25 protein-coding genes are annotated in these 25,570 nt (G+C 72.7%); 15 read left to right on the top strand and 10 right to left on the bottom strand.

The window, feature by feature from the left end; all coding sequences use genetic code 11:
• Positions 1–37 precede the first annotated feature (37 nt).
• Positions 38–820: a transcriptional repressor LexA gene (gene lexA, locus AB0G14_RS04705; RefSeq protein ID WP_357693725.1), complete on the bottom strand. Its 783-nt coding sequence runs from the start codon at positions 818–820 to the stop codon at positions 38–40.
• Positions 821–1,389: 569 nt separating this feature from the next.
• On the opposite strand from lexA, the gene nrdR reads away from it, so the two are divergent.
• The 3 genes from nrdR to AB0G14_RS04690 all read left to right on the top strand — a co-directional run bounded on the left by nrdR (position 1,390) and on the right by AB0G14_RS04690 (position 6,740).
• Positions 1,390–1,890: a transcriptional regulator NrdR gene (gene nrdR, locus AB0G14_RS04700; protein ID WP_350685385.1), complete on the top strand. Its 501-nt coding sequence runs from the start codon at positions 1,390–1,392 to the stop codon at positions 1,888–1,890.
• 68 nt (positions 1,891–1,958) lie between these two features.
• A complete protein-coding gene (locus AB0G14_RS04695) occupies positions 1,959–4,832 on the top strand; it encodes a vitamin B12-dependent ribonucleotide reductase (RefSeq protein WP_357693722.1) in 2,874 nt (957 codons plus the stop codon).
• A gap of 249 nt (positions 4,833–5,081) precedes the next feature.
• Entirely contained in the window at positions 5,082–6,740 is a 1,659-nt protein-coding gene (locus AB0G14_RS04690) for a hypothetical protein (RefSeq protein ID WP_357693720.1), read from the top strand.
• A gap of 508 nt (positions 6,741–7,248) precedes the next feature.
• Here the strand turns inward: AB0G14_RS04690 and AB0G14_RS04685 are convergent.
• Complete coding sequence (locus AB0G14_RS04685) at positions 7,249–7,440, bottom strand: DUF397 domain-containing protein (RefSeq protein WP_357693718.1); 192 nt, start codon at positions 7,438–7,440, stop codon at positions 7,249–7,251.
• Between the two features lie 25 nt (positions 7,441–7,465).
• On the bottom strand, positions 7,466–7,642 hold the full coding sequence (locus tag AB0G14_RS04680) for a DUF397 domain-containing protein (RefSeq protein ID WP_357693716.1): 177 nt from the start codon (positions 7,640–7,642) through the stop codon (positions 7,466–7,468).
• Between the two features lie 109 nt (positions 7,643–7,751).
• On the opposite strand from AB0G14_RS04680, the gene AB0G14_RS04675 reads away from it, so the two are divergent.
• The 5 genes from AB0G14_RS04675 (at position 7,752) to AB0G14_RS04655 (ending at position 11,013) form a co-directional block, all read left to right on the top strand.
• The gene (locus tag AB0G14_RS04675) at positions 7,752–7,931 is read left to right on the top strand and encodes a hypothetical protein (protein WP_357693714.1); all 180 of its coding nucleotides are present in this window, start codon (positions 7,752–7,754) and stop codon (positions 7,929–7,931) included.
• On the top strand, positions 7,928–8,146 hold the full coding sequence (locus AB0G14_RS04670) for a hypothetical protein (RefSeq protein ID WP_357693712.1): 219 nt from the start codon (positions 7,928–7,930) through the stop codon (positions 8,144–8,146). Before AB0G14_RS04675 ends, AB0G14_RS04670 begins: the two co-directional genes overlap by 4 nt.
• Complete coding sequence (locus AB0G14_RS04665) at positions 8,143–8,325, top strand: hypothetical protein (RefSeq protein ID WP_357693710.1); 183 nt, start codon at positions 8,143–8,145, stop codon at positions 8,323–8,325. Before AB0G14_RS04670 ends, AB0G14_RS04665 begins: the two co-directional genes overlap by 4 nt.
• A 189-nt stretch (positions 8,326–8,514) precedes the next feature.
• Positions 8,515–10,098, top strand: a complete 1,584-nt coding sequence (locus tag AB0G14_RS04660) for a serine/threonine-protein kinase (protein ID WP_357693708.1) — start codon at positions 8,515–8,517, stop codon at positions 10,096–10,098.
• 18 nt (positions 10,099–10,116) lie between these two features.
• Positions 10,117–11,013, top strand: coding sequence for a DUF2332 domain-containing protein (locus AB0G14_RS04655; protein WP_357693706.1), 897 nt, complete (start codon positions 10,117–10,119; stop codon positions 11,011–11,013).
• A 104-nt stretch (positions 11,014–11,117) separates the two neighbouring features.
• On the opposite strand, the gene AB0G14_RS04650 is transcribed toward AB0G14_RS04655, so the two are convergent.
• A complete protein-coding gene (locus AB0G14_RS04650; protein WP_350710945.1) occupies positions 11,118–11,432 on the bottom strand; it encodes a TraR/DksA C4-type zinc finger protein in 315 nt (104 codons plus the stop codon).
• A 512-nt stretch (positions 11,433–11,944) separates the two neighbouring features.
• Between AB0G14_RS04650 and AB0G14_RS04645 the strand changes: the two genes are divergently transcribed.
• From AB0G14_RS04645 to AB0G14_RS04635, 3 genes are all read left to right on the top strand, one after another.
• Positions 11,945–12,934: an asparaginase gene (locus AB0G14_RS04645; RefSeq protein ID WP_357693704.1), complete on the top strand. Its 990-nt coding sequence runs from the start codon at positions 11,945–11,947 to the stop codon at positions 12,932–12,934.
• 20 nt (positions 12,935–12,954) lie between these two features.
• Positions 12,955–13,197: a DUF5522 domain-containing protein gene (locus tag AB0G14_RS04640; RefSeq protein ID WP_357693702.1), complete on the top strand. Its 243-nt coding sequence runs from the start codon at positions 12,955–12,957 to the stop codon at positions 13,195–13,197.
• A gap of 91 nt (positions 13,198–13,288) precedes the next feature.
• Positions 13,289–13,840 (top strand): hypothetical protein, encoded by a 552-nt coding sequence (locus AB0G14_RS04635; RefSeq protein ID WP_357693700.1) that lies wholly within the window; start codon positions 13,289–13,291, stop codon positions 13,838–13,840.
• A 144-nt stretch (positions 13,841–13,984) separates the two neighbouring features.
• Here the strand turns inward: AB0G14_RS04635 and AB0G14_RS04630 are convergent, their stop codons facing one another.
• A complete protein-coding gene (locus tag AB0G14_RS04630; RefSeq protein WP_357693698.1) occupies positions 13,985–14,680 on the bottom strand; it encodes a metal-dependent transcriptional regulator in 696 nt (231 codons plus the stop codon).
• A 155-nt stretch (positions 14,681–14,835) separates the two neighbouring features.
• Here AB0G14_RS04630 and AB0G14_RS04625 point away from each other — a divergent pair, with 155 nt between their 5' ends.
• The 3 genes from AB0G14_RS04625 to AB0G14_RS04615 all read left to right on the top strand — a co-directional run bounded on the left by AB0G14_RS04625 (position 14,836) and on the right by AB0G14_RS04615 (position 19,587).
• Positions 14,836–15,684: a sulfurtransferase gene (locus AB0G14_RS04625; protein ID WP_357693696.1), complete on the top strand. Its 849-nt coding sequence runs from the start codon at positions 14,836–14,838 to the stop codon at positions 15,682–15,684.
• Between the two features lie 142 nt (positions 15,685–15,826).
• Complete coding sequence (locus AB0G14_RS04620) at positions 15,827–17,008, top strand: acetoin utilization protein AcuC (protein WP_357693694.1); 1,182 nt, start codon at positions 15,827–15,829, stop codon at positions 17,006–17,008.
• 23 nt (positions 17,009–17,031) lie between these two features.
• On the top strand, positions 17,032–19,587 hold the full coding sequence (locus AB0G14_RS04615; RefSeq protein WP_357693692.1) for a GNAT family N-acetyltransferase: 2,556 nt from the start codon (positions 17,032–17,034) through the stop codon (positions 19,585–19,587).
• A 68-nt stretch (positions 19,588–19,655) separates the two neighbouring features.
• On the opposite strand, the gene AB0G14_RS04610 is transcribed toward AB0G14_RS04615, so the two are convergent.
• Positions 19,656–20,063, bottom strand: coding sequence for a VOC family protein (locus tag AB0G14_RS04610; RefSeq protein ID WP_357693690.1), 408 nt, complete (start codon positions 20,061–20,063; stop codon positions 19,656–19,658).
• A 100-nt stretch (positions 20,064–20,163) separates the two neighbouring features.
• Positions 20,164–21,153, bottom strand: coding sequence for an RNA polymerase sigma factor SigB (gene sigB / locus AB0G14_RS04605; protein ID WP_357693932.1), 990 nt, complete (start codon positions 21,151–21,153; stop codon positions 20,164–20,166).
• Between the two features lie 287 nt (positions 21,154–21,440).
• On the opposite strand from sigB, the gene AB0G14_RS04600 reads away from it, so the two are divergent.
• Entirely contained in the window at positions 21,441–22,229 is a 789-nt protein-coding gene (locus AB0G14_RS04600) for a sporulation protein (RefSeq protein WP_357693688.1), read from the top strand.
• Positions 22,230–22,337: 108 nt separating this feature from the next.
• Here AB0G14_RS04600 and dtd read toward each other — a convergent pair whose 3' ends face one another.
• The 3 genes from dtd to AB0G14_RS04585 form a co-directional block, all read right to left on the bottom strand.
• Positions 22,338–22,760, bottom strand: a complete 423-nt coding sequence (gene dtd, locus AB0G14_RS04595; RefSeq protein WP_357693686.1) for a D-aminoacyl-tRNA deacylase — start codon at positions 22,758–22,760, stop codon at positions 22,338–22,340.
• On the bottom strand, positions 22,760–24,244 hold the full coding sequence (locus AB0G14_RS04590) for a methyltransferase (protein WP_357693684.1): 1,485 nt from the start codon (positions 24,242–24,244) through the stop codon (positions 22,760–22,762). The genes dtd and AB0G14_RS04590 overlap by 1 nt, the downstream gene beginning before the upstream one ends.
• Positions 24,245–24,397: 153 nt before the next feature.
• The gene (locus tag AB0G14_RS04585) at positions 24,398–25,477 is read right to left on the bottom strand and encodes a type II CAAX endopeptidase family protein (RefSeq protein WP_357693682.1); all 1,080 of its coding nucleotides are present in this window, start codon (positions 25,475–25,477) and stop codon (positions 24,398–24,400) included.
• Between the last annotated feature and the right edge of the window lie 93 nt (positions 25,478–25,570).

Here is a 25,570-nt window from a genome sequence, read left to right as displayed (position 1 = left end):
GGTCGCCGTCGGCGACCGCTCCGGAGGCGCCACGGGATCAGATGCGGCGCAGCACCGCGACGACCCGGCCCATGATGGTCGCGTCGTCGCCGGGGATCGGGTCGAAGGCCGGGTTCTGCGGCATCAGCCAGACGTGCCCGTCGCGGCGGCGGTAGGTCTTGACCGTCGCCTCGCCGTCGAGCATCGCGGCGACGATGTCGCCCGCCTCGGCGTTCGGCTGCTGCCGGACCACGACCCAGTCGCCGTCGCAGATCGCCGCGTCGAGCATCGAGTCGCCCTTGACCTGGAGCATGAAGACCTCGCCCTCACCCACCAGCTCGCGGGGGAGGGGGAAGATGTCCTCCACGGCCTGCTCGGCCAGGATCGGGCCACCGGCCGCGATCCGGCCCAGCATCGGCACGTACGCCGGGGCGGGGCGCTGCGAGCGGGTCAGCTCGTCGTCGACATCGCTGGGGGCCCGGACGTCCACGGCGCGCGGCCGGTTGGGGTCGCGGCGCAGGAAGCCCTTCTTCTCCAGCTCCTTGAGCTGGTAGGCGACGCTGGACGGCGACACCAGGCCGACCGCCTCGCCGATCTCGCGCACGCTCGGCGGATAGCCGTGCCGGTCCACCCAGGTGCGGATGAACTCCAGGATCCGCCGCTGCCGGGCGGTGAGATCCACCGTCGCCGGGTCGGGGAAGGCGCTCACCACCGGGGTGACCGGGCGCACGGCGGGCTGCCCGGCCCGGCTGCGCGCGGCGCTCCGGCGTCGGGTGGCCGGCGGGCCCGCCTCGGTGATCTGCTGCGGGCTCTTCGGCCGGCTGGCCCGGTCCTCGGTCACGTCCGTCCTCCCTGGTCGGCGCTGGGTGCCTTGGCGGCTCGTGGTGCGTGCGGCGGTGCGTGGTGACCGGTGACGGAACGATCCGCGCCCGGTTGTTCATGACCGTATAGGTGAGATCGGTCATTTTCAAACGTCTGTACGACATCACCTCGGCGTGTCGGGGTGAAAAGTGGCCCTGCTCGTACTCACGTTCTGATAAATGGTACGTCGGGTCGAACGGGTGTTCGACGCCTGCCCGATCGGCGGCGGTTTCGCCGCGACCGGACGAATAACCCCGGGGGGCGCCGGACGGTTGGTTCTGCGGCGGGCGGCGCCGGCCGGGGTCGACTCCGGATGGCGGTGACGCGCCGGACACGCCGCTCAACTTGACCGCGGATCGTCGGCGGCATACGGTCGACCCCTAGATGTAGTAGTCACACGGGCGTAAGTCGCCTACAGGTTGGGTTCGACTACCGACCGCACTCCCGTACCGTCGACACGGCGAAGACCATCGACAGATGGCTCCGCCGCGCTGACGCGTGCCCGGGAAGCGGTCGGCGTGCCCGCAGTCGATGAAGGAGGTCGGGCCGATGCGGTGTCCGTACTGCCGGCACGCGGACTCCCGGGTGGTCGACTCGCGGGAGGCCGACGACGGCCAGTTGATCCGCCGGCGGCGGTCCTGCCCGGAGTGCGGGAAGCGGTTCACCACGGTGGAGGAGGCGGTCCTCGCGGTCGTCAAGCGCAGCGGGGTCACCGAGCCGTTCAGCCGCACGAAGATCATCGGCGGGGTGCGCAAGGCGTGCCAGGGCCGGCCGGTGGACGACGACTCGATCGCGCTGCTCGCGCAGAAGGTCGAGGAGACCGTCCGGGCCAAGGGGGCCGCCGAGATCCCCAGCCACGAGGTGGGGCTGGCCATCCTGGGTCCGCTGCAGGACCTGGACGAGGTCGCCTACATGCGGTTCGCCAGCGTCTACCGGTCGTTCGACTCGCTCGCCGACTTCGAGCGGGAGATCGAGACGCTGCGGGCCGCCGCACGCGCCCGGGAGGGCGCCGGGGCCGACGCGGTCGAGGCCGCCGGCCGTACCAGTTGAAGTTCTTCGCAGTTGATGACAGTCGGATCGCGCGGCGAGGTGGCCGCGCGGACGAGGGGGCGGATGAGATGTCGGGGGATGGTGTGACGACGAGCAGGGCACGGAGCAAGGCCGGCGCGGGGCTCAAGGTCGAGCGGGTCTGGACCACCGAGGGGGTGCACCCCTACGACGAGGTCGCCTGGGAGCGCCGCGACGTCGTGATGACGAACTGGCGCGACGGCTCGATCAACTTCGAGCAGCGCGGGGTCGAGTTCCCGGAGTCGTGGAGCGTCAACGCGGCGAACATCGTGACCACCAAGTACTTCCGGGGCGCGGTGGGCACCCCGGAGCGGGAGTGGTCGCTCAAGCAACTGATCGACCGGGTGGTCACCACCTACCGCACCGCCGGTGAGGAGTACGGCTACTTCGCCAGCCCGGCTGACGCCGAGGTCTTCGCCCACGAGCTGACCTGGATGCTGCTGCACCAGGTGTTCAGCTTCAACTCGCCGGTCTGGTTCAACGTCGGCACGCCCTCGCCGCAGCAGGTCAGCGCCTGCTTCATCCTGGCCGTCGACGACTCGATGGACTCCATCCTCGACTGGTACAAGGAGGAGGGGCTGATCTTCAAGGGCGGCTCCGGCTCCGGGGTCAACCTGTCCCGGATCCGCTCCTCCCGCGAGCTGCTCTCCTCCGGCGGCAACGCCTCCGGCCCGGTCAGCTTCATGCGCGGCGCGGACGCCTCCGCCGGCACCATCAAGTCGGGCGGCGCCACGCGGCGCGCGGCCAAGATGGTCATCCTCGACGTGGACCACCCGGACATCCAGGAGTTCGTGGTCACCAAGGCGCGCGAGGAGGACAAGATCCGCGCGCTGCGCGACGCCGGGTTCGACATGGACCTGGGCGGCGCCGACATCGTCAGCGTGCAGTACCAGAACGCCAACAACTCGGTCCGCGTCTCCGACGAGTTCATGACCGCCGTCGAGAACGGCGGCGGCTTCGACCTGCGCGGCCGGCTCGACGGCGCGGTGATCGAGACCATCGACGCCAAGAACCTGTTCCGCTCCATCTCCCAGGCCGCCTGGGAGTGCGCCGACCCCGGCCTCCAGTACGACGACACGATCAACGACTGGCACACCTGCCCGGAGACCGGGCGGATCACCGCGTCGAACCCGTGTTCGGAGTACCTGCACCTGGACAACTCCTCGTGCAACCTGGCCTCGCTGAACCTGATGAAGTTCCTCCGCGCCGACGGCGGCTTCGAGGTGGAGAAGTTCGTCAGGTCGGTCGAGTTCGTCATCACCGCGATGGACATCTCGATCTGCTTCGCCGACTTCCCTACCGAGAAGATCGGTGAGACGTCTCGCGCCTACCGGCAGCTGGGCATCGGCTACGCCAACCTCGGCGCCCTGCTGATGGCCTCCGGCCTGCCGTACGACTCGGAGCAGGGCCGCTCGGTCGCCGCGGCGATCACCTCGCTGATGACGGGCACCGCCTACCGCCGCTCGGCCGAGCTGGCCGGTGTCGTCGGCCCGTACGACGGCTACGCCCGCAACGCCGAGCCGCACAAGCGGGTCATGCGCAAGCACGCCGCCGCCAACGACGCGATCAAGCCGGCCGGCACCGTTGCCACCGCGATCCAGCGGGAGGCCACGAAGCAGTGGACCCAGGGCAACAAGATCGGTGACAAGAACGGCTGGCGCAACTCGCAGGCCAGCGTGCTCGCCCCGACGGGCACCATCGGCTTCATGATGGACTGCGACACGACCGGCGTGGAGCCGGACCTGGCGCTGGTCAAGTTCAAGAAGCTGGTCGGCGGCGGCTCGATGCAGATCGTCAACCAGACCGTGCCGCGCGCCCTGCGCAGCCTCGGCTACCCCGAGGAGCAGGTCGAGGCGATCGTCGAGCACATCGCCGACCACGGCCACGTGGTGGACGCCCCCGGCCTCAAGCCGGAGCACTACCCGGTCTTCGACTGCGCGATGGGCGAGCGCTCCATCGCCCCGATGGGTCACGTGCGGATGATGGCGGCCATCCAGCCGTTCGTCTCCGGCGCCATCTCCAAGACGGTCAACATGCCGGAGGCAGCCACCGTCGAGGACGTCGAGAAGATCTACTTCGAGGGCTGGAAGCTCGGCCTCAAGGCGCTGGCGATCTACCGGGACAACTGCAAGGTGGGTCAGCCGCTCTCGGTGGCGAAGTCCAACAAGGCCACCGAGGCCGCCCCCGCCGAGGTGGAGAAGGTCGTCGAGAAGGTCGTCGAGTACCGCCCGGTGCGCAAGCGGCTGCCGAAGAAGCGCCCGTCCCAGACGGTCAGCTTCTCCGTCGGCGGCGCCGAGGGCTACCTCACCGCGTCGTCCTACCCGGACGACGGCCTCGGCGAGGTCTTCCTCAAGATGTCGAAGCAGGGCTCGACCCTGGCCGGCGTGATGGACGCCTTCTCGGTGGCCATCTCCATCGGTCTCCAGTACGGCGTCCCGCTGGAGACGTACGTCAGCAAGTTCACCAACATGCGCTTCGAGCCGGCCGGCATGACCGACGACCCGGACGTGCGGATGGCCGCCTCGGTGATGGACTACATCTTCCGTCGCCTGGCGCTGGACTTCCTGCCGTACGAGCGCCGCGCGGAGCTGGGCATCTTCACCGCCAGTGAGCGGGCCGCCCAGCTCCGGGCCGAGGCGGAGGCGGAGGCGAACGGTGCGGACCTCACCGCGATGGCCGCCTCCGCCCCGGTCGAGGCGCCGACCGAGCCCAAGACCGGGCCGGTCGCCCAGCCGGCACAGGAGGTCGCGGACGTCGCCGCCGCCAAGCCGGCGCCGTCGGTGGGTTCCAGCACGGAGCTGCTGGAGGCCGTGATCGGCAAGGCCGCCGACGCGCCGCTCTGCTTCACCTGCGGTACGAAGATGCGCCCGGCCGGTAGCTGCTACGTCTGCGAGGGCTGCGGCTCCACCAGCGGCTGCAGCTGACATTGCGCCGAATTGCATCTGCTGCAACGCCGAATTGCTCGATGACGACGACGGCTGAAGGCCGGCGGTCCGCAACCGTGAGGATCGCTGCGCCGACCGACGGCTGAAGACAGCGACCGCCCGATCCTGTAGGGGTCGGGCGGTCGCTGTCACGTCACCTGGCCGTCGACACCTTCGTAGCCTTGCCGATCGTAGGCCGGCAGGGCATCATCGCTTCATGATCGAGAGAATCGAACCCGACGCCGCCTGGTGAGCGCCCTCGAGGTCCGACTGGACCAGGTATTGGGCACCGGCCCGTTCTGCGAGATCGGCCAGCCCCGTGCCATCGCCGCCCCGCCTGACGGTGATCTCGTCGTGATTGGTGGGGTACTGGAATGGCCGCAGTGGCACGGCCGCGATGTCTCCAGCCGGTCACGGCCGCACCCGGGCTGGTATCCGTTGGCGGTATACGAGTCCGACGACCTGACCTGCCTGCACTACGTCACTACCCGCTGGCCGACCAACGTGATCGCCTGCCATCCGACTCTGCCGCTGGCAGCCATCGGCACCGGCGCGTACGACGGCGGATGGGCCTACGAGGGCGAACTACTTCTGCTGGACCTGACCACCGGTACCACCGTGTCGTTGCTCGCTCATCCCCGCGAGGTGCGGCAGATCGCGTGGCGCGATCCGCAGACGCTCGACCTGGTGCTGGCCATTCCTTGCGACGAGGATGAGAAGCGGTTCGCTACCACATCCCTCGCGTGCTCGATTCGCCGTGATGACTGGGATCGCGCTACCGAGGGAATGCTACGGATGCCGTACGGGGAGGCGCCGGTTCCGGATGGACCGCGGACCGACCCGGCGGTCGCCGTCACCACCATCGAGACGCTCTGCCGGGAACGCGGACTGCGTTGGGCGGCCCGGCGCGGGGTGTGGGCGGTGGATTCGCTAACCGATGGTCGGATCGTCGCTGCTCTCGAAGGTGTCCGCCTCGAATGTTGGTCTTCGACGGTTGAGGAGTCGTTGTGGCGACTCCCGGTCGATGGTGCGGGACGCCAGGTGAAGGTGCTGCCGGAGGGGCGCACGGCCTTGGTGCTGACGCAGACACCGCGCAGGTTCGAGGGCGGGTGGTGGACAGTCGATCCGAGTGTCGTGGCGGAGGTCGACCTATTCGACGGTGCGGTCCGGGCGATCCACGAACCTGCCTTCTCCGCTGTCATGGTGTCCAGGACCGACGGCTGGTGGGCACTACGTGGCATCGAGCACCCCACTCGGGTAGCGACTGGGGAGGTCGTTCTTCATCCCCCGGACGGCGTGAACACAGCAACCGTCGAACTCGGCCGGTATGACCTGTTCAACCACTTCTTCGACATCCGCTACGCGCCGGACCTGCTGTTTCTCCAAGGCCAAGAAGGCGAGCCCTGGCAAGACGAGTGGGTGGTCTCCGTCGATGTGCCCGAGGGCTCGGTGCGACGCCTGTTCCCACTCGAGTGGGACGAGTCGCGAGGCGGCCATCTGTTCGGCGGCTGTGGAGCGTACCTCGACGACCGGTCCGGACCGGCGCTCGTGCACACCGGAGCGGTCCACGACGGTGCCGGCCTGCTGCCGGGGAACGCCTTCGTGGTCCGCCGTGTCTACCTGACCGGCGAGCTGCAATGGATTTTCACGGCCGATCATCAGGCCACAGCGCTCGACGCCGACGACGACTTCGTCTACGTCACGTTCAATTCGGGGGAACTGGTGCTCCTGCGCGCCGAGGACGGTGCGGTGCACGCACGGCAGGAGCTACGGGTCAACGGCCACCGCGTCGTTCCGCTCTCACTCGTCCGGCTGAGTCCAGACCGCCTCGCGATCGGCACCCTGGACGGTCGTGTACTCGTCTGCTCCCTCGCTGCCACACCGGACCTGGCCAGCGGCCAGGAATAGCCGACATTCCAGATACTGCACTGCATCAGTTCGTAGGACGGCGATGAGCCCCGGGCGTTCCGACGCCCGCGGCTCGGTCCATTCCGTCCCACGATGGGGGAATGCGGTGCGGCCCTTGCTGTCCCAGACCGATCCAGTGCCGCTGATGCGACGGAGACGCGGGCAGCACGTTCTCGTCAGCGGTCCTCGTCGCCGTCGATGGGGCGGGGTGGGCGATTGTGGCGAGCCCACTCGTCCACCTCGTCCGCGTCCCAGATGGTTGTCCCGATCAGGCGGGCGACAGGCTCAGGAAAGCCGGGCCTGCGGGTGATCTGTAGAACCCGCTGCCGTGACACGCCGAACAGGGCGTCCAACTCGCCAGGCCCGTACAAGCGTGGTCGCTTCACCGCGTGCAGGTATGCCGGTTCGTCTTGCGTCTGTCATCCACGGCCTTATCAGCAGTGCGACCGCTGCGGCACTGACCAAGCTCGCGTGGACGGATCAGCGATCCGAACAGCAGGAGAAAGTCCTATCGGTGAGTCCGGAACTCGCCGACGAACAGGGTCCACGCGTCACGTGAGAAGTCGAGTGCAGGACCGTTCGGATCCTTGCTGTCCCGGACGAAAATCCCAGCGCCGCTGGCGGCGACCTCGACGCATGCGCCGCCGTTGTTGTCGCTGTAGCTCGACTTGCGCCAGACCGGGCGATTCGAGGTCCCCATGATCACTCCTTCGAGGACGTTGTAATCAGCCTCGGCGCTTCAACGAGTTGACGAACACCGTCCACCGATCGCGGGAGAACGAGAGCACCGGACCTTGATGGCTCTTGCTGTCTCGGACCTGGGCCACACCATCGACGTACCGGGCCTCGACACAGGCGCCGTCGCCGCCGCTCCGGGTGCTCTTGCGCCACTGCGAGTCCACGTGCGCCTCCTACTCTTTGCGCCTCGCGCTGCGGATCTCCTCGATCATCGCGGTCGAGTCGCTGGGTGACAAGGCTGCGGCGCGCAGGCTGGCCGGGGGAGGAGCAGCAGTGACCGAGGATCAGGTCGGGCGGATCCTGTCGGTGCATCTGCCCGGCGTCGACGGCCTGTGCGTCGGCTGCCGTTGGTGGTGGGCGCGGCTGGCGCCGTACCCCTGCTATCAGGCGGAATGGGCGTCCCGCTGGCATGCTCGCGTCGCCACCCGGCGCTTCCTGGACGGCCTGCGGTGACCAGCCACGGCCCGGTCCTTCCGTTGTGGACCTGCGGCGGCTGCGACGCGCCCTGGCCGTGCCAGACCCGGTGCAGGGAACTGCACGCCGAGTTCGAGGGTGCGCCGGTGTCGTTGGCCCTCTACATGGGGTCCTACCTGGTCTGGGCGGCCGAGGACCTGACCTGGGCGCCCGCCGGGCTGCTGCACCGGCGCTTCCTGGGATGGGTGCGGTGAGCGTGATCCGGCGCGGCGACGAGCGTTTCCACTACAGCGACGGCTCCCACAAGTGGATCCCGCCCGACCCGGACTACGACCAGGAGGTCTGGGACGAGATGGTGCGGCAGCACCAGCGCCAGCACTTGGAGGAGATCTCGCGGCGCAGGGAGCCGCGTCACCAGAAGCGGACAACGTGAGGCGTCGATCGCGATCATCGGGACATGACGATCGCCGAGAGCTAACGACGTCCTGTAGTCGGCGGGCATGCGTACTGCCGCCGGGCATCTCCGACCGCACCGGGCAGCAGGTAGGTGTCGAGTTGGGGCTGCGGGAGCAGCAACCTTCGATGGCTTCCTCGCCGGCCGACGCTGGCTATCCTCTCGAACATGGCGGAGGAGCGGCGCACCCTGGCCGAGGGCCGGTATGTCTTGCAGGCCAAGCCGATCGGCAGCGGGGGCATGGGGGTGGTTTGGCGAGCTGTGGACACCCTGCTGGACCGCGACGTGGCAGTGAAGGAGCTACGACTACCCGAGGGCCTGAGCGAATCCGAACATGAGGCGCTCCGAGAGCGCGCGATAACCGAGGCGCGGGCGGCCGGGCGGTTGAATCACCCCGGCATCGTGACCATTCACGATGTTCTGATCGAGGATGGCCACCCGTGGATCGTGATGGGCGTGGTCGAGGGGTCATCTCTCTACTCGGTGGTGCGCGAGGACGGGCCGCTGAGTCTGCGGCGGACCGCGGAGATCGGCGAGGGACTGCTTGCGGCACTGCGGGTCGCTCACGCTGCCGGCATCCTGCATCGCGACGTCAAGCCGCAGAACGTCCTGTTGGGGCGGGACGGGCGTGCCGTACTCACGGACTTCGGGATCGCCGCGGTCATCGGCGCCACCCGGGGTCTCACCGGGACTGGCTCGGTCATGGGCACGCTGGGCTACGTGGCGCCCGAGCGGCTGACCGGGCAGGGTGCCGATCCGGCATCCGATCTGTGGTCGCTCGGTGCGACGCTGTACTTCGCCGTCGAAGGTCGGCCCGCGTACGATTCGGACGATCCGGCAGAACTGGTCGCTGCCGTGTTGAGCCGCGACCCCGGGCCGGCTGAACGTGCTGGTTTGCTGAGTCCGACGCTGCTCGGCCTGATGGCGCGTCGCCCGGACGAACGGCTGTCTGCCGATGTGGCCGCGGAGCGTCTGCGGGAGGTCGCCGTCGGCGTCACGGCCGGCGACCACCCGACGGTTCGCGTCACCATGCCAGCCAAGGAGCAGGCCGCAGGGGCGACCAAAAGGCTGACCGAGCCGCTGCTGTCCGAGGGGAGCGGCCCGCGTGCCCGACGTGTCGCGCCCACGCGCATTGCCGCGATCATCTTCGCTATGGCCCTGACGGCTGGCGCACTGGCGACCGGCTACGCGCTCGCGCCGGACGGGGCGCCGAATCGGGAGACGACCGGCCGGGGTGGGGACCAACCGTCCGCCAGCCCGTCGGCCACCACGCCCGCAGCCTCGTCCGCATCGCCGTCGGTCAGGCGGTTCACAACTCCACCGAGCGTGTGCCTGTACCTGGCCGACCACCCCGAGGTCATTGCGCCGTTGATTCCCAGGGCCAAGCTCTGGTCCGCACACCAGGCTACGAACAGCTGCAAATGGGAGCCTGGCCAAGATCCCGACGACGGGGAACTCACCCAGCTCGACGTGGAGGCCCCCCTACTCCCCGCCAACCTGGGTGGCTGTCCTACCGAGGGCGAGCGGCTTCCCGGCATTGGCGAGGAGGCGTACATCTCTGAAAAGGGGGACCTCGACGAGCACGGCTGGCACGACCGCGACGTGCGTGTCTACTTTCGCGTCAACAACCTCGCGGTGTGCCTGAAGTACCGCCAAGCGTCCCGGACGTCGATGCCGCCCTCCGCCAAGGCTGCGGTGATCGAATTCACGCGGGCCCTGGATCAGTGGGTCAAGCGGGAGCCGGTGACCTAGTTGGCGGATCATCGGGACATGACGACCGCCGAGAGCTACGCCGAGTTCGGCACTCGGGAGGCGCGGGGCGTGTCGCCGACCTACGAGCGCCTCGCCCTCGCGGCCTCCCGTGACGAGGAACTTCTCGCGCTGGTCGGAACGCTCCCGCCGGCCAAGCGGCAGCCGAACCTGCTGTTCGGTGTCGTACGGCTGCTCGGCGGGCCCGTCGACGACCCGGCCGCGTTCCACGACTTCGCGCTGGCGAACTGGCCGGCGATCGAGGCCGAACTGCGCGCCCGGGCCGTCCAGACGAACGAGCCCGGGCGGTGTGCCGTCCTGCTGCCGGTGCTCGCCGCGCTGCCGCAGCCGCTGGCGCTGCTGGAGGTCGGCGCGTCCGCCGGCCTCTGCCTCTACCCCGACCGGTACGCCTACCGCTACGGCGACCACCTGCTCGGCGCGGGCGAGCCGGTCCTCGACTGCGCGCTCACCGGCACCGCGCCGCCGGACCGGCTACCCGAGGTGGTGTGGCGGGCCGGCCTGGACCTGAACCCGCTGCGGGTGACCGACCCGGCGGACGTCGCCTGGCTCGACGCGCTCATCTGGCCGGAGCAGGCGCACCGCCGCGCCCGGCTGCGGGCCGCCGCGGCTATCGCCGCGACCGACCCGCCGCTGCTCGCGCGCGGCGACCTGGTGGACGACCTGCCCGCACTGGCCGCGCAGGCGCCGCCCGGCGCGACGCTGGTGGTGTTCCACACCTCCGTGCTCTACCAGGTGCCGGCTCCGGGCCGGGCGGCGTTCAACGAGACGCCGGACGTGCTGCCCCACGGCGCGCTGCCGGAGCCGCCGGGCGAGGCGCTGCACAACGTGCTGTCCCTCGACGGCGCGCCCCTCGCCTGGACCCGCACGCACGGCCAGGCAATGAGCTGGTGGGGCTGACCCCGTGTCCGACACCGGGCGCGGTCGCGGCGTGACGGCTAAATCGCGTCCGCTCGGGTCGCGGGCTGCCTCCGCCGTACGAGGCAGCCCTCGACCCGGTTCACTCAATACTGCTTCTGCTGGCAGGGCACGCAGAAGCGGGCGTGCGGCAGCACCTCCAGGCGTTCCCGGGGGATCGGCGCCTCGCACTTCTCGCAGATGCCGTAGCGACCGTCGGCGATGCGCCGCAGCGCCCCGGTGATCTGGTCCAGGCTCTGCCGGGTCGCGGCGATCATCGCGCTCTGGGTGTGCGCCTCGCCCGGGTCGCCGGTGTCGGCCGTCAGCTGCGTGAGCCGGACGGTCTGCGCCTCGAAGTCGGTCGTCAGTGTCGCCCGCAGCTCATCGAGCCACTGCTGGTCCGGCTGGGTGTGCGTGGTCATGGCGTAGCTCCCTCTAGAAAAAGAAAAGGGCCGAAGCTTGAGAAGCTTCGCCCTGGTGGCCGTTCGCACAGTTGCAAGCGGTTCACGGAGGGCTACGTCCGGCGGGGACGGGGCTCGGCAGTCCGGAGGCCACCGAGCCGGCAGGCGACGGCGCGACCGCGGATCGCACCACCCGGGTCTCGACGGTCACCGACAGGGCACGCCGACGGGCAGCAGCGGACGCCGCCGTCACCACGACGGCGGTGCTCCTCTGCTGACCGAACGAACACATGGAGCCACCATAGGCCGGGCGGAACGGAAAACCAACGTGCTTCCGTCCGCCCGGAAACCGGCCTCACCCGACCGGGCGGCTCGTCAGTGATGGACGCGCTGGTGGCGGAGCAGGACGACCCCGTCGCCGTCGGAACCCCAGCGCCGGCGGGGCCGCCCGCAGGCCGGCGCCACCGGTTATCCGACCCGGAGGGTACGGTCTTGCGGGCCGCCTTCCAGGGCGGCGGACGGGAGGCCCCGGCGTGTCCATCGCCCTGTTCACCCTCGGCGGCACGATCGCGATGGGCGGGGTGGACCCCGGCCGGGCCGGGGTGGTCACCCGGCTGACCGGCGCCGACCTCACCGCCGCCGTGCCGGGCCTCGACGAGCTGGGCCTGCCGCTGGACGTCCGCGACACCCATGCGGTGCCGAGCGCGCACCTGACGTACCGCCAACTGCTCGACGTGGTCGGCGCCGCCTCGCGGGCGGTGACCGACGGGGCGGCCGGTGTGGTGGTCACCCAGGGCACGGACACGCTGGAGGAGTCGGCGTTCCTGGCCGACCTGGTCTGGCCGCACGCCGCGCCGTTGGTCCTGACCGGCGCGATGCGCAACCCGACCCTGGCCGGCCCGGACGGCCCGGCGAACCTGCTGGCGGCGGCCCGCGTGGCGGCGGCCCCCGCCGCCCGCGACCTGGGCGCGCTGGTCGCGTTCGCCGACGAGATCCACGCCGCCCGCTGGGTACGCAAGACGCACAGCACCAGCACCGGCACCTTCGCCTCGCCGAACGCCGGCCCGGTCGGGCACGTGGTCGAGGGACGCGTACGCGTGCTGGCCCGCCCGTCCCGGCGGGAGCCGCTGCCGCCGGTCGACCCGGCGCGGCTCGACGCCACCCGGGTGGCGCTGCACACCGTGACGCTCGACGACGACGGCGGGCTGCTCGACCGGGTCGCCGACACCCACCACGGGCTCGTCGTCGCCGCCTTCGGGGTCGGGCACGTCCCGGCCGTCCTGGCCCCGGTGCTCGGCGCGCTGGCCGAACGGATCCCGGTGGTGCTCACCTCCCGCACCGGTGCCGGCTCGGTGCTGCGGCACACCTACGGGGCGGTCGGCTCCGAGACGGACCTGCGCCGCCGGGGCCTGCTGGACGGTGGGCTGCTCGACCCGTACAAGGCGAAGGTGCTGCTGCGGCTGCTGCTCGCGGCCGGCGCGGGCCGCGAGGAGATCGCCGCCGCCCTGGCCCGGCACGGCTGACCGCTCTCTAGACTGCGCCGGTGACCGGAGAGCGACGACCGCTGGCGGACCGGCCGCTGACCGAGCCACACCCGTCCCGGCTGTCGCCGGAACATCCGGACCGGGAGCGGATCCTGGCCGCACACGGCGCCGCCCTGGCTGCCGGTGAGGCCGGCTACCTCGACCCGGCCACCGGCCTGTTCGTGCTGAGCGCGGGGTTCCTGGCCCGGCGCGGCACCTGCTGTGGTCGCGGCTGCCGGCACTGCCCGTACGTCGACGACTGACGGCGAACGGCTGATCGAGGGCTACCGCGAGGGCGGGGCAGGCCGTACGGTGTCCGGCGGACACGTCGGGGTGGACAGTGGAGGAGTGATCGTGCGCGGGCGGATCGTGGGCGCCGGGGTGGCCGTACTGCTGGCGACGGGCTGCGGTGCGGAGGCTGCCGAACCGGTGGCGGTGCCGCCTCCCGCGCCGATCGCGGTCGACGTGGCGGCCGCCTCGTCGGGCGGGGCGTGCCGGCTGCTCGACTTCGGCGTGATCGAGCAGCACGCGGGGGTCCGCTTCGACATCGCCGCCGCCAGCGAGACGGGCGACAGCCACACCTGCGTGGTCCGCGCCGAGCAGGCCACCCTGCCGGAGTTGACGCTGATCGTCACCGAGACGTCGATCGACGCGGCCACCTTCACCACGGACATGGTGCCGGAGAAGGCGGCCAAGGTCACCGGGCTGGGCCAGAAGGCCTACCGGCGGACCCTGTCGGCCAAGGGCGCCTTCGGCCCGGTCGCGGAGGTGGGCTGGCTGGCCACCGAGGGCCGCCTCGCCACCCTCCGCTACACCACCCCGCCCGACACGGCCAAGGCCGACGCCGACAAGCTCACCGACGCCCTGATCGCCCTGGCCAAACAGCTCGACACCCGAGCCATCTGACTCGCGCCGCCACTCCCCTCACTCCGCGATCTTGCACTTTCGGCCCCCGATCTGCCCCTTGTGCCGGATATGCCCGGGCACAAAGTGCAAGATCGCCGAGCCGAGCCGGGGCAGGGAGCGCGGGGCGGGAGGGGGAGGGGTGGGTCAGTGGGCGGCTACGAAGACGCGGGAGGCGATCTCGCGGGGGAGGCGGACGCGGTCGCCCGAACGGTCGATCGACACCCCGTCGCGTTCCTGCGCCACCATCACCGTCGCGCCCGGGTCGACGCCGGCCGCGTGCAACTGCCGCAGCACGTCCGCGTCGGTCTGCACGCTCTCGCAGATCCGCCGGACCACGACCGGCCCGGAGAGGCCGGGGAACGCCAGGTTGCGCTCACCGTCGGCGGCGTCGGTGGTCTCCGGCCCCGGGGTGCCCAGCGCCTCCAGCCCCGGGATCGGGTTGCCGTAGGGCGAGCGGGTCGGCCGGTTGAGCAGGTCGTAGACCCGCTTCTCGACGGCGTCGCTCATCACGTGCTCCCACCGGCAGGCCTCCTCGTGGGCCTCCTCGTAGGGCATCCCGATCACATTCACCAGCAGCAGTTCGGCGAGCCGGTGCTTGCGCATCACCGACACGGCGGTGCTGCGGCCGTGCGTGGTGAGCGCCAGGTGCCGGTCGCCCTCCACGGTGAGCAGGCCGTCGCGCTCCATCCGGGCGACGGTCTGACTGACGGTGGGCCCACTCTGCCCCAGCCGCTCGGCGATCCGGGCGCGCAGGGGCGGCACGCCCTCCTCCTCCAGTTCGAGGATGGTCTTGAGGTACATCTCGGTCGTGTCGACCAGATCCGTTTTAGACACCTTCATCCCTCCCTGCCGCGGAGGTAACTTCAGGCTCGGTCGTGCCGACCAGATCATGCCTCACGTCAGCGGCCCTCCGGCCCACGATGCTACCCCGACGCAGGCCGAACGACCCTTGACGAACCGCGAGGCACGGGCCCGGATGGTGTTGGATTGACCTCATGTCCGGAACCGAGGAGCTGCTGGTCGAGGCCGACCGGCTCGCGACCGAGCTCGACCACGCCGACCCGCCCACCCTGCTCGACGTCCGCTGGCGCCTGACGGGTCCGCCCGGCCGGGACGACTACGCCGTCGGTCACCTGCCCGGCGCGGTCTTCGTCGACCTCGACACCGCGCTCTGCGGCCCGCCCGGCCCGGCCGGCCGCCACCCGCTGCCCGACCCGGCCGCGCTCCAGGCCGCGCTGCGGGCCGCCGGCGTCCGCGCCGGTCACCCCGTGGTGGTGTACGACGGCGGCGACGGCATGGCCGCCGCCCGCGCCTGGTGGACGCTGCGCTGGGCGGGCCACCGGCCGGTACGCCTGCTGCACGGCGGCTTCCCGGCGTGGCGGGCCGCCGGACTGCCCACCAGCACGGCGGAGCCCACCCCGGCGCCGGGCGACGTCGAGGTGCGTCCCGGCGCGCTGCCGGTGCTCGACGCGGGGGAGGCCGCCCGGCTGGCCGCCGCCGACGAAGGCGTCCTGCTGGACGTGCGCGCCGCGCCCCGCTACCGGGGCGAGACCGAGCCGATCGACCCGGTCGCCGGGCACGTCCCGGGCGCGGTGAACCTGCCCGCCGGCGAGTACGTCGCCGAGGGCCGGTTCCCGGCCGCCGACGCGCTGCGCGCGCGGTTCGCCGCCGCCGGGATGGCCGGGGGCGCCCCCGTCGGGGCGTACTGCGGGTCGGGGGTGACCGCCGCGCAGGCCGTGCTCGCCCTGCACCTGGCGGGTCGGCCCGACGCGGCGCTCTACGTCGGGTCGTGGAGCAACTGGGTCGCCGACCCGTCCCGACCGGTCGCCACCGGGAAGGGCTGAGGGGCCCGCCCGCCCCGGCGACGCCGGCCGGCCGAGCGGCACGTGCGCCGGGCGGCACGAGGGTGCGTGAGCAGGCCGACACCGGGGCAAGCCCCCAGCGCCTGCGCTCGGGGCGTGCGGTCGCGCGTGCGACGATGAGGCCATGTCCGAGGACACGGTGGTGGTGTGGGACGAGTCCCTGCTCGCCTACGACATGGGGGATCACCCCCTCGACCCGGTCCGGGTGGAGCTGACCATCGCGCTGGCCCGCGAGCTCGGCGTGCTGGAGCGTCCCGGGGTGCGGCTGGTCAAGCCCGAGCCGGCCGACGACGCGCTGCTGACCCGGGTGCACGACCCGCGCTACCTCGACGCGGTGCGGGTCGCCCCGCGCGACCCGCTCTTCGCCGGCTTCGGGTTGGGCACCTCGGACAATCCGGTCTTCGCGGGGATGCACGAGTCGAGCGCGCTGGTCGCCGGGGCGAGTGTGGCCGCGGCCGAGGCGGTCTGGCGGGGCGAGGCCCGGCGGGCGGTCAACGTGGCGGGCGGGCTGCACCACGCGATGCCCGCCCGGGCCGCCGGGTTCTGCGTCTACAACGACCCGGCGGTGGCCATCGCCCGCCTGCTCGACCTGGGCGCCGAGCGGGTCGCGTACGTGGACGTGGACGTGCACCACGGCGACGGGGTGCAGCAGATCTTCTGGAACGATCCCCGGGTGCTGACGGTGAGCGTGCACGAGACGCCGCTGGCGCTCTTCCCGGGCACCGGCTTCCCCGACGAGACCGGCGGGCCGGGCGCGGTGGGCAGCGCCGTCAACGTCCCGCTGCCGCCCGGCGTGGACGACGCCGGCTGGCAGCGCGCCTTCCACGCGGTCGTGCCGTCGGTGCTGCGCGCGTTCCGGCCGCAGGTGCTGGTGACCCAGTGCGGGGCCGACGGGCACCGGCTCGACCCGCTCGCCGACCTGCACCTCTCCGTCGACGGTCAGCGCGCCACCTACCTGGCCCTGCGGGCGCTCGCCGACGAGCTCTGCGAGGGCCGCTGGGTGGCCACCGGCGGCGGCGGGTACGCGCTGGTCGAGGTGGTGCCGCGGGCCTGGACGCACCTGCTCGCCGTGGCCACGGGCGAGCCGATCGCGCCGGCCACGCTGACCCCGCCGGCCTGGCGGGAGCTGGCCGCCGCGCGCCGGCCGGGCCGGGAGATCCCGCTGCGGATGACCGACGACGTCGACCCGTCGTACGAGCCGTGGCAGCCGACCGGCGAGCCGAACGCGGTGGACCGGGCGATCGCGGCGGCCCGCAAGACGGCCTTCCCGCTGTTCGGGCTCGACCCGCACGACCCGCGAGACTGAGCCGGCCGGGGAGGGCCGAACAGGTGACCACGGTGGACCAACCGGTGGACGTGCTGCTCAGCGACGGCACCACCGTCCAGTTGCGACCGATCCGCCCGTCGGACGGGCCGGGGATCGTGGCGATGCACTCGCGCTTCTCCGAGCGCACCCGCTACCTGCGGTACTTCTCGCCGTACCCGCGCATCCCCGAGCGGGACCTGCACCGCTTCGTCAACGTCGACCACCGCGACCGGGAGGCGTTCGTGGTGCTGGCCGGCGACCGGATCGTCGCCGTCGGCCGCTACGAGCGGCTCGGCCCCGACGCGCCCGAGGCCGAGGTGGCGTTCGTGGTCGAGGACGCCTACCAGGGTCGGGGCATCGGCTCGGTGCTGCTGGAGCACCTGGCCGACGCGGCCCGCCGGACCGGCATCGCGAACTTCGTGGCCGAGGTGCTTCCGGCCAACGGCGCGATGCTGCGGGTCTTCTCCGACTTCGGCTACCAGCTCCAGCGCCAGTTCGCCGACGGCGTGGTGCACCTGACCTTCCCGATCGCGCCCACCGACGCCACGCTCGAGGTGCAGCGCGGCCGCGAGCACCGCACCGAGGCCCGCTCCGTCGCCCGGCTGCTCGCCCCACGCGGCGTCGCCGTCTACGGTGCCAGCGCCACCGGGCAGGGCGTCGGCGCGGCGGTGCTCGGGCACCTGCGCGACGGCGGCTACACCGGCTCGGTGGTGCCGGTGCACCCGAGCGCGGCGGCGGTCGCCGGGCTGCCCGCGTACCCGTCGGCGGCCGACGCGGGCGTGCCGGTCGACCTGGCCGTGGTGGCGGTGCCGCCGGAGACGGCGCGGGAGGCGGTCGACGACGCCGCCGCCGCGGGCGCGCACGCCCTGGTGGTGATCTCCGCGGGCTTCGCCGAGGCCGGCCCGGACGGCGCGGCCGCGCAGCGCGCGCTGGTCCGCGCGGCGCACGCGGCCGGCATGCGCGTCGTCGGCCCGAACTGCCTGGGGGTGGCCAACACCGACCCGACCGTACGCCTCAACGCCACCCTCGCCCCGCGGCTGCCGGTGCCCGGCCGGGTGGGCATCTTCAGCCAGTCCGGCGCGTTCGGGGTGGCGCTGCTGGCCGAGGCGGACCGGCGCGGGCTGGGCCTGTCCAGCTTCGTCTCGGCCGGCAACCGGGCCGACGTCTCCGGCAACGACCTGCTCCAGTACTGGCAGGACGACCCCGGCACCGACGTGATCATGTTGTACCTGGAGACGTTCGGCAACCCGCGCAAGTTCGCCCGGCTGGCCCGCCGGATCGGCCGGGACAAGCCGGTCGTGGCGCTCGCCTCGCCGGCCCGCCCGCCGGGCGTGGGGGACTCCGCCGGGCCGGACGAGGTGGCCGTGGGGGCGCTGTTCGCGCACTCCGGGGTGATCCGGGTGGACACCGTCGCCGAGCTGCTCGACGTCGGGGTGCTGTTGGCCAACCAGCCGCTGCCCGCCGGGCCGCGGGTCGGGGTGGTCGGCAACTCCTCGGCGCTGACCGGGCTCGTGGCCACCGCCTGCGCCGCGCAGGGGCTCACCGTCGCCCGCGGCTACCCCCGCGACGTCGGGCCCGGTGCCGGCGCGGCCGAGTTCGCCGCCGCGCTCGCCGACACCGCCGCCGACGAGGGCGTGGACGCGCTGGTGGTGGTCTTCGCCCCGCCGCTGCCCGGCCAGCTCACCGACACCGAGGCGGACTTCACCGCCGCCCTGCCGGCCGCGCTCGCCGCCGGCAAGCCGACCGTGGCGACGTTCCTGGTCGGCCGGGCGCCGGCCGGGGTGCCCGCGTACCCGAGCGTGGAGGAGGCCGTCCGCGCCCTCGCCCGGGTCGCCACGTACGCCGACTGGCTGCGCCGCCCGGCCGGCCTGCTGCCGGAGCTGCCCCGGGTCGACCGGGCGGCGGCGCACGCGGCCCTGCGGCCCGAGGCCCTCGACCCGGTGGGGCTGCTCGCCGCGTACGGGATCGACGTGGTCGAGTCGGCGCCGGTGCGTTCCGCCGGGGAGGCCGTCGACGCGGCGACCCGGCTCGGGTTCCCGGTGGCCCTCAAGGCCGCCGCCCCGGGCCTGCGGCACCGGCTCGACCTCGGCGCGGTCCGGCTCGACCTGCCCGACGCCGCCACGGTCCACCGCGCGTACGCGGAGATGTCGGCGGTCTTCGGCGCGGACGTCCTGGTGCAGCCGATGGTGCCGCCCGGCGTGGCCTGCGTGGTCGAGCTGGTCGAGGACCCGGCGTTCGGCCCGGTGGTCGGCTTCGGGCTGGGCGGCGTCGCCACCGAGCTGCTCGGCGACCGGGCCTGGCGCGCGGTGCCGCTGACCGACCTGGACGCGGCCGAGCTGGTCGACGAGCCACGGGCGGCGCCGCTGCTGCGCGGGCACCGGGGCGCGGCGCCGGTGGACCGGGCGGCCCTGGCCGACCTGCTGCTGCGCGTCGGCCGGCTCGCCGACGAGCAGCCCCGGGTGCGCGCGCTCACCCTGAACCCGGTGCTCGCCCGCCCCGACGGCATCTCGGTGCTGCACGCCACCGTACGCATCGGCTCCGCCGTCGCCCGCCCCGACACCGGCCCCCGCCGCCTGTAAGGAAGGGCACCTTCCTAACGTCTGCGGTAGAGGAAGGGGCCCTTCCTAACCGGCGGGAGGCCGAGCACTCACGCCCGGGAGGAGATCTGCTGCACCGCCCAGGCGTTGCCGTCCGGGTCGGTGAAGAAGACGAAGCCGACGTTGTCCAGCGGGTCCGGCACGGGGCGTGGGTTCTCGCCCACCACCTGGATCTCGCTCACCGCCACGCCGCGCTCGACCAGCTGGGCCCGGGCCCTGGGCAGATCGGGCACGACCAGTTGGAGGCCCTTCAGCGAGCCCGGCGGCATGTCCGGCAGCACCCCGGTGCCGATGACGATCGAGCAGCCCGAGCCGGGCGGGGTGAGCTGCACGATCCGGGCGTCGGCGCTGACCACCGTGTCGTGGTCCACGACGAAGCCGAGCTGGTCGGCGTAGAACGCCTTGGCCCGGTCCACGTCGGAGACCGGTACGACCACCACTTCCAGGGTCCAGTTCACACATGTTGTTAGCCCGCCCGGCGGCCCGCGTCAAGGACCACGGCCCGGACGCACGCGAGGCCCCGGCGAACCGCCGGGGCCTCGCGTGGCTCAGGGAACGTCAGCAGGCGTACGCCTCCAGGCGCTGCGCCCGCTCCGGGTCGCGCAGCTTCAGCAGGGTCACCTTCTCGATCTGCCGGATCCGCTCCCGGGACAGGCCGAACTCCCGGCCGACCTCGTCGAGCGTGCGCTGCCGGCCGTCGTCGAGACCGAACCGCAGCCGGATCACCGCCTGCTCCCGCTGGGAGAGGGTGGCCAGCACGATGCTCACCTCGTTGCGCAGCTCGCCCTGCGCGGCGACGTCGCCCGGCTCGGCGCTCGGGTCCACCGCGGCCACGAAGTCACCGAGCGCGCTCTCGCCGTCCTCGCCGACCGCCTGGTCCAGGCTCACCGGCTCCCGGTCGTACGAGATCAGCTCGATCACCTGGAACTCCGGGATGTCCATGGCCCGGGCGACCTCGGCGACGGTGGGCTCGCGGCCCAGCGAGACGGACAGCTCGCGGCGGGCCCGGACCATGCGGTTGACCTGCTCGACCATGTGCACCGGGATGCGGATGGTGCGGGCCTGGTCGGCCATCGCGCGGGTGATCGCCTGCCGGATCCACCAGGTGGCATAGGTGGAGAACTTGTAGCCCTTGGCGTAGTCGAACTTCTCGACCGCGCGGATCAGGCCGAGGTTGCCCTCCTGGATCAGGTCGAGGAACGCCATGCCGCGACCGGTGTAGCGCTTGGCGATGCTGACCACCAGGCGGAGATTCGCCTCCAGCAGGTGGTCCTTCGCCGCCCGGCCCTGCGCGACGATCAGCTCCAGGTCGGCCCGCAGCTCGGCGGAGACCGGGGTGCAGGTCGCCAGCTTCTCCTCGGCGAACAGCCCGGCCTCGATCCGCTTGGCCAGGTCGACCTCCTGCGCGGCGGTCAGCAGCTTCGTCCGCCCGATCCCGTTCAGGTATGCCCGGACCAGGTCCGTGGAGACGCCGCGCTCGTCCGTGGCGTCGAGGTCGGTCAGGGTGTCGGTGGCGTGGTCGGCCTCGGTGGTGCCGGCCGGGCGCATCCGGTGCTCCATCATCTGCAGGGCCATCTCGTCTTCTCCCCGTGTCCACGTCTGTGCCGCTCGTTCCGGCCCAGTGGTGCCGGTGTGACACACAGCTTGGCGGGCGGGGCGTGAAACGGGAGTGAGGCGATCGGGGACCCGACACGAATCCGGTCCGGGTCCTGCACACGGTGCGCGTGTTGTCGCCCAGCGTTCCTTGTCAGGTGCGGTTACCGTGCCAGCGGTCGGCCAGTGGGGCCGGCGCCGCCGGCGACGTCGGCGCACCGGAACAGGTTTTGGAGGGTGTCGTGGTCTTCAAGCGGCTCATGCAGGCGATGGGCGTGGGTGGCCCGTCGGTGGAAACGGTCCTGGCGAACCCGAACTGCCGCCCCGGCGGCCAGTTGGAGGGCGTCGTCCACGTGGCCGGCGGCGAGCACCCCGTCGACATCTCCTACGTGTCCCTGGGCCTGGTCACCCGGGTCGAGGTGGAGAGCGGCGACAACGACTACGAGACCACGCAGGAGTTCCACCGGCAGGCGGCGACCGGCGCGTTCCGGCTGGAGCCCGGCCAGCGCCACGACATCCCGTTCCGCTTCGCCGTGCCGTGGGAGACGCCGCTCACCGAGCTGTACGGGCAGCACCTGCACGGGATGACGATGGGGCTGCGTACGGAGCTGGAGGTGGCTCGCGCGGTCGACAAGGGCGACCTGGACGCGGTGGCGGTGCACCCGCTGCCGTCCCAGCAGCGGATCCTGGAGGCGTTCCTGCGGCTGGGCTTCCGGTTCGCCCGGGCCGACGTGGAGCGCGGCCACATCTACGGCGTGCGGCAGAGCCTGCCCTTCTACCAGGAGATCGAGTTCCACCCCGCCCCGCAGTACGCCGGCGCGATCAACCAGCTCGAGGTCACCTTCGTCACCGACCCGCAGCAGATCCAGGTGGTGCTGGAGCTCGACAAGCGCGGCGGCCTGTTCACCGAGGGCCGGGACGCCTTCGGCCGCTTCACCATCGACCACGCCACCGCCGAGCGCACCGACTGGACGGCCCAGCTCGACGCCTGGATCCGCCAGTCGCTCCAGCGCCGCGGGCTCTTCTTCTGATCCGCCCACCCGTCCGGGCCGGCGCGACGACGGGTGGATCACGAGGTCGGCGGCGTCGGAGGAGACCGACGCCGCCGCCCACCTCATGGTCGGCGGACAGGGCAGGGGCTACAGGTCGAGCAGGACCGTACGCGGTCCGACGTTGACGCTCTCGACCAGCATGTGGGCGCGGAATCGGCCGGTCTCGACCTTCGCGCCCCGGGCACGCAGCGCCTCCACGACCGCCGTCACCAGCGGCTCCGCCACCTCTGCCGGGGCCGCCGCCGTCCAGCTCGGACGGCGCCCCTTGCGGGCGTCGCCGTAGAGGGTGAACTGGCTGACCACCAGGATCGGCGCGCCGGTGTCGGCGGCGGACCGCTCGTCGTCGAGGATGCGCAGCTCGTGCACCTTGCGGGCCATCGTGCGGGCGGTCTCGACGGTGTCGGAGTGGGTCACCCCGAGCAGCACCAGCAGCCCGTCGTCGATCGCGCCGACCACCTCGCCGTCGACCGTCACGCCCGCCCGGCCGACGGTCTGCACCACGGCCCGCATCAGCCGGACACCGGCTCGATGAAGCCACGCTCGACGAGGTGCGCCACGATCGGGCCGGCGGCCTCGGCCAGCTCCTCGGGGGCGACGTCGTGCGCGGCCGCGAGCAGGGCGAGCTGGTCGCGCAGCGGCAGCCGCCCGTCGGCCCCGCCTACCAGGGCGAGCACCAGGGGGTCGATCTCCTCCGTCCAGCGCAGCCCGTGCGGCATGGCCAGCACCTGCCGGTCCACCGCCCAGCCCTCGTCGCCCATCGTGGCCTCCTGCCGGAGCTGGAGGCCGTCAGCCGCCCGGTAGCGCGCGGCGAGCAGCCCGTCGGCGTCGTGGGCGCGCAGCCAGTCCTGGCGGTCGAACCAGGCGCCGATCCGGTCGCCCAGCGGCGCCTCCACCCGCTGCCGCAGGTCCTCCACCCGGATCACCGGGGCGTCGTGGCCGGAGCGGCGCAGCGAGACGATGCCGAAGCCGACCGCCTCCACCTTGTGCGCGTCGAACCAGTCCAGCCAGTCCGCCATCCGCTGCGGGTCGGCGGCCTCGCCGACATCGGTGAGCCACAGGTTGACGTACGCCATCGGGTCCGCCACCTCGCGCTGGACGACCCAGGCGTCCAGCCCGGTGCCGGCGAACCAGCCGGTCACCCGCTCGGCCCAGTCCTCGCCCGCGACGTGCACCCAGTTGGCCAGGTACTGCATGGTGCCGCCCTCGGTGAGCAGACCGGGCGCGGCGGCGGCCAGCTCCGCGCCGATCGCGTCGCCGACCCGGCCGGAGTCGCGGTAGACGTGCGTGGTGGTGCCCGGCCCGACCACGAACGGCGGGTTGCTCACCACCAGGTCGAAGCGGCGCCCGGTGACGGGGGCGACCAGGTCGCCGCGGAGCAGCTCCCAGTCCTGGCCGTTGAGCGCGGCGGTGGTGGCGGCGAAGCGCAGCGCCCGCTCCGAGACGTCGGTGGCGGTCACCCGCCGGGCGTGGGTGGCCAGGTGCAGCGCCTGCACGCCGGAGCCGGTGCCCAGGTCCAGCGCGGTCTCCACCGGCCGGCGGACGGTCGCGCCGATCAGCGTCTGGGTCGCCCCGCCGATGCCGAGGACGTGGTGGGCGTGCAACGGGCGGCCCGGGCGGGCGCTCGCGGGCACGTCGGCCAGCACCCACCAGTCGTCCCCGTACGGCTCCAGATCCAGGCCCATCCGCAGCCCGTCGCCGTGCCGCTCGACCAGGCCCCCGGCGAGCGCCTCGTCCAGCGACAACGGCGCGAGCGCGGCGGCCACCGCGGCCTCCGGCTCGGTCTGCTCGCAGACGAACACCCGGATCAGCGTGCCGAGCGGGTCGCGGTCCTCGGTGGCGCGCAGCGCGGCCCGGAAGTCGTTGCGGGCCACCCCGCCGGTGGCCTGCGGGCCGAGTCGGGTGGCGATGCCGTTCGAGGTGAAGCCGGCCCTGGTCAGCGCGGTCCGCAGCGCCTCGACGCCGGCGGGGGAGAGCAACATGTCGTGTCCGTCCACGCCGTCATCCTGCCTGGCGCCGTGCGCCGGCGTTCGACCACCCGGGAGATCGGCCGGTCGCCGTCCCCGGCGTCCGGTCACCTCGGCAGCCACGTCCCCACCCGTGGCATGACCGACCCCGGCGCCGGCTCGCCCGGCCGCCGGCCGTCGCCGTCAACCGACCCCCACCGGCCACGCGGACCGCCCGCCCGGACAGGCCGGTCCGCCGTCGGTCCCCAAGTCGCCGCCCGGTCGGCCGCTGGATCCACCGCCCCGTCGGCCGGGAGATCCGCCGTCCGGATAGTCAGGAGATCCGGTGCCCGGACGGTCGGGGGATCCGGCGCCCGGCGCCACCGTCGCCAGCGCGCGCCGGTCGGCGGCCCGTGCCACCAGCCAGGTGTACGCCAGCAGCACGAGCACGTCGACCAGCACCAGCTGCCACGGCGCGTCGGCCATCGTCTCGTCCACGGCCAGCCCGCCGAACGCCGCGGCCAGACCGAACGCGCTCACGTTGTTGACCACGTGCAACGCGACGGCCGCCTCCAGGCCGCCGGTGCGCACCGTGAGCCAACCGCAGAGCAGACCCATCACGACCAGGTCGGCGAAGCCCCAGACGGTGCCCCAGCCGTGCGCCGCGGCGAAGAGCACCGCCTGCACCACCATCCCCGGCCAGGGCGAGCGCAGCCACGTCCCGAAGGCCTGGAGCAGCCAGCCGCGGAACAGGTACTCCTCGGCGGCGGCCTGGAACGGGACCAGCGCGACGACCATCAGCAGGCCGGCGACGAAAGCGGGCCAGCCGACCCAGGCGTCGAGCGGGCCGAGGAGGACCATCTCGTCCCCGGTGGCCCGCAGGAGCAGGTGGGTGCCGACCAGCATGACCGTGATCGCCGGGGCGGCCGTCAGCAGGCAGCTGCCCAGCCAGCGCCACCGGACCCGGCCGAGCACGGAGGAGAGGCCGCCGGCCGGCCGGCGTTCCACCCAGCGGGCGACGGCCATCGTCAACGGCAGGGCCACCGCCACCGACAGCACCAGCAGGGCGGTGTCCACGACGGGGCCGAAGACGGGCAGCCCGTCGGCGTCCGTCGGCGTACCGGTGACCTCGGCCACGACGGCGGCGACGCCGAAGAGCGCGCAGCCGACGAGCAGCGCGCCGCCGAGCAGGGCGAGGACGCCGACGAGCGACCGCCACCATCGCTGCCGGCCGGTCCGGGCCAGCCGGTGGTACGGGGCACCCGGGGGAGTACTACTGATCATGGGTGCAAGCCTGCCGCCGCCGACGGGCCGGCGGGTCGACGTGCGGACCGAATTCGGCACCACCCTGGGGTATAGGCCACCTCGTGCCCGCGG

Origin of the sequence: Micromonospora sp. NPDC023814, assembly GCF_040639595.1 — a bacterium.
Lineage (GTDB): Bacteria > Actinomycetota > Actinomycetes > Mycobacteriales > Micromonosporaceae > Micromonospora.
This window is presented reverse-complemented; position numbering and strand designations above follow the sequence as displayed.

Bases quoted from the DNA above. Each gene is read 5' to 3' on its own strand.
- nrdR (WP_350685385.1), top strand. From the start codon at position 1,390: ATGCGGTGTCCGTACTGCCGGCACGCGGACTCCCGGGTGGTCGACTCG.
- AB0G14_RS04695 (WP_357693722.1), top strand. From the start codon at position 1,959: ATGTCGGGGGATGGTGTGACGACGAGCAGGGCACGGAGCAAGGCCGGC.
- AB0G14_RS04685 (WP_357693718.1), bottom strand. From the start codon at position 7,440: ATGGGGACCTCGAATCGCCCGGTCTGGCGCAAGTCGAGCTACAGCGAC.
- AB0G14_RS04660 (WP_357693708.1), top strand. From the start codon at position 8,515: ATGGCGGAGGAGCGGCGCACCCTGGCCGAGGGCCGGTATGTCTTGCAG.
- AB0G14_RS04655 (WP_357693706.1), top strand. From the start codon at position 10,117: ATGACGACCGCCGAGAGCTACGCCGAGTTCGGCACTCGGGAGGCGCGG.
- AB0G14_RS04650 (WP_350710945.1), bottom strand. From the start codon at position 11,432: ATGACCACGCACACCCAGCCGGACCAGCAGTGGCTCGATGAGCTGCGG.
- AB0G14_RS04630 (WP_357693698.1), bottom strand. From the start codon at position 14,680: ATGAAGGTGTCTAAAACGGATCTGGTCGACACGACCGAGATGTACCTC.
- AB0G14_RS04625 (WP_357693696.1), top strand. From the start codon at position 14,836: ATGTCCGGAACCGAGGAGCTGCTGGTCGAGGCCGACCGGCTCGCGACC.
- AB0G14_RS04620 (WP_357693694.1), top strand. From the start codon at position 15,827: ATGTCCGAGGACACGGTGGTGGTGTGGGACGAGTCCCTGCTCGCCTAC.
- sigB (WP_357693932.1), bottom strand. From the start codon at position 21,153: ATGCGCCCGGCCGGCACCACCGAGGCCGACCACGCCACCGACACCCTG.
- dtd (WP_357693686.1), bottom strand. From the start codon at position 22,760: ATGCGGGCCGTGGTGCAGACCGTCGGCCGGGCGGGCGTGACGGTCGAC.
- AB0G14_RS04585 (WP_357693682.1), bottom strand. From the start codon at position 25,477: ATGATCAGTAGTACTCCCCCGGGTGCCCCGTACCACCGGCTGGCCCGG.